Origin of the sequence: Streptomyces sp. NPDC057638 (genome assembly GCF_042800315.1) — a bacterium.
In the GTDB taxonomy this organism is placed as follows: Bacteria; Actinomycetota; Actinomycetes; order Streptomycetales; family Streptomycetaceae; genus Streptomyces.
In genome coordinates, this window is record NZ_JBHVHF010000539.1 from 1 (window position 1) to 2,720 (window position 2,720).

Here is a 2,720-nt window from a genome sequence, read left to right on the forward strand (position 1 = left end):
GGCGACCGGGACCGCACTGGCCCCGCGTACCTGTCTCCGCCCGGACGGGCCGGAGGGCGAACTGTCCTGGGCGGCCGCGCTGTCGCCGCGCTGAGCCCGCCTCCGTACCTCCGTACCCGGCCCTGTGGCGGTCCCGCGCCGCTGGACCGTCATAGGGCCGGGGCGGGACCTCCGTAGCGACGCGGGACGGCGCGGCGGGCGCGGGGCGGTCAGGTGCTCCGGGGGTCGCCCGGGGCGGGGGGTCGCAGGGGCGTTATCGAGCCGTCCGGAAGCCACCCGGCCATCACCGCGCGAATACCCGCCTCGAACCGGCTACGCGCGTCGAGCCGGCGCAGCAGGGTGGCCACGATACGGCGGGCGCTGCGGGAGGAGATGCCGAGGCGCTTGGCCACGGACTCGTCGGTGTGGCCCTCGGCCAGCAGTCGCAGGACCTCGCGTTCCCGGCGGGTCAGTTCGCTCTCGTCGGAGGGCCGTGGGGGCTCGCCGACGGGCTGTGCGCTGGCCCATGTCTGCTCGAACAGGGCGCAGAGCGCCACCATCAGACTGTCGCCCCGGAGCACCAGCGCGGCGTCCCGGGCGTCGCTCACATCGATCGGCAGGACGGCGGTCTCACGGTCGACGATGATCATGCGCAGCGGCAGCGAGGGTGCCGTGCGCACCCGGGCCCCGCACTGGTTGAGCCAGTGGACGTGGTCCAGGGTCGGGGCATGATTTCGGACGCTGTCCAGGTAGACGGTCCGTAACCGCACCCCGCGTGCGAGCATGGCCTCGTTGGGGCCACGGCTGGCGCGGAGGTCCTCCTCGCTGTGGCCGCCACCGGGGGCGAAGGTCATGACGGATCGCTGCGCGCTGTCACCGAGTTGGGCCAGGCGGTGACGAATCGTGTCGATCCCGTGGAGACGTTCCATGAGGTCGTTTGTGCCGTGCGGATCCGCGGCAGCGTACTCGGCGAGCATGCGCGCGGCGGCGGCGCGCGCCGACTCCGTACGTTCCCGCTGGGCGGCCAGTGCGGCCTCCTGGCGGGCCAGCAGGATCCCCATGGCCCGCTCGGGACCGAGCGCCCGGGGGACCTCCGACTCACGGGCGGCGGGATAGACCAAGGAGAGTTCGCTGAGCCGGTCGAGCGCCTGACTCATCGCGGTGGGCGACAGACATAGCCGGGCCGCGAGCCGGGACACATCCTCATCGGGGTTGGTCAACATGGCTCGATACACCCGCTCGGAGACAACGTCCAGCCCCAGTGCCTTCAGCATCGGTTCCCTGTTCTGACGTGACCGTGACCGGAAGCGATTGTGCCGCACACAAAGCCCCAGGGAAACGGCGCCTTCGGCCAAAGCGCCGCACCCGAACCGAGGGACCCCCAAATCCGTGCCTACCACCAGGATCCGACATGTACCTCGTTCATGCCCACTTGGCGACCGGTACCGGGGCGGAGCTGCCCCGGGAGGCGTTGGGCCTGGTACGGGCCTCCGCGCTGAGGGGCCGGGGCGTCCAGCACATCGCGTGCCACCCGGACGGCCCGGCCGGGCCGGTCCTTGGTGTCTTCGTGATGGCTGAAACTGTTGAGTCGGCCGAGGCGAGGGTGGCCACGCTCTGCCGTCGTGCCCTGCGCATCGTCCCAGCGCTGCGGGGCGTTCGGCTGATTCGGTGTGAGGTGGTGCTCGCCCTGCCCTGCCGGCCGGAGCTGGGGGAGGACCCGGCCACCATGGCCTGATTGGGACAGGGCCGGATGCGGCAACAGCATTCGCTTCCCTCGCTCCACGGTCACTGAGCACCATGTGCACGGTTCGACCAACCACCGTGAACAGGAGCTCCACCATGCGCTGGTCCACCTCCCCGTACACGAGATCCCAGGGAAGACCCCGGGGCGGACTCCAGGAACCCCGTGGGCCGTGGACGGCCGCGCGGGCACACACGTTCCGGGGATCCGCCGCTCATGCCCCCTGTGCCGAGGGCGTCTCGCCCGGCCAGGGCCGTGACCTCACCTGGGGGAGCTGACACCCGGGAGCCGGGACCCGCCGTACCGTCCGCGACCGCCGCCGTCCGGATCCGGCCGTACGGAGCGCGCCGCCTCCGGCTCCGGTGCCCGCCCCCGTCCGGACCTGCCCCCCGGACCCACCCCATGACCTCCCGTCCGGACCTCCCCCCCGGACCCGCCGTGTGGACCCCGCCCTCGATGTCCGGAGCTGCCCCCCGGACCCGCCGCATGGATGGCCGCCCCGCACCCGAAAGCCAGCCCCTGGCCCGGACGTTGAGGCGTCCTCTCCCGTCCTGAGCCCGTCGCACGGCTCCCGAACGCGCCACCCGGCCCGAGCCCCCGCCCCGCCCTGAGACCCACCGCGCTCCAGCCCCCCCGGCACCGAGGTCACCCCCTCGCCGGACCGTCCTGCCCGCCAGCCGCGACGGACGAGCGCGGGACCCGACCGGCCGCGCCCCCATCCGCCGGACCGGCCGCGCCCCTGTCCACCGGACTGTTCGTGGCCCTGTCCACCGGACTGTCCGTCCTGTCGAATGCTGGATCCGCGCCGCCGCCGGCGGATCCATCCGCCATCCCGGCCCGGCCGGGCCCGCCCGTGACCCGGGCCGGGCCGCCGCCCGGGAGGCGGGACCGGCCGCCGACCGCACGCCCCCCCCGCCCCCCCCCCCCCCCCCCCCCCCCCCCCCACCCCCGCGGGGGGGGGCCCCCCCCCCCGACAAAAATATGGGTTTTGGGGGTGGCG

2 protein-coding genes are annotated in these 2,720 nt (G+C 74.1%); one reads left to right on the forward strand and one right to left on the reverse strand.

Translation table 11 applies throughout. The annotated features are described in order from the left end of the window. Positions 1–209 precede the first annotated feature (209 nt). Positions 210–1,253, reverse strand: a complete 1,044-nt coding sequence (locus ACFVIM_RS34510) for a LuxR C-terminal-related transcriptional regulator (protein ID WP_384310169.1) — start codon at positions 1,251–1,253, stop codon at positions 210–212. A gap of 137 nt (positions 1,254–1,390) precedes the next feature. On the opposite strand from ACFVIM_RS34510, the gene ACFVIM_RS34515 reads away from it, so the two are divergent. Next, complete coding sequence (locus ACFVIM_RS34515; protein WP_384310171.1) at positions 1,391–1,714, forward strand: hypothetical protein; 324 nt, start codon at positions 1,391–1,393, stop codon at positions 1,712–1,714. The last annotated feature ends 1,006 nt before the right edge of the window (positions 1,715–2,720 follow it).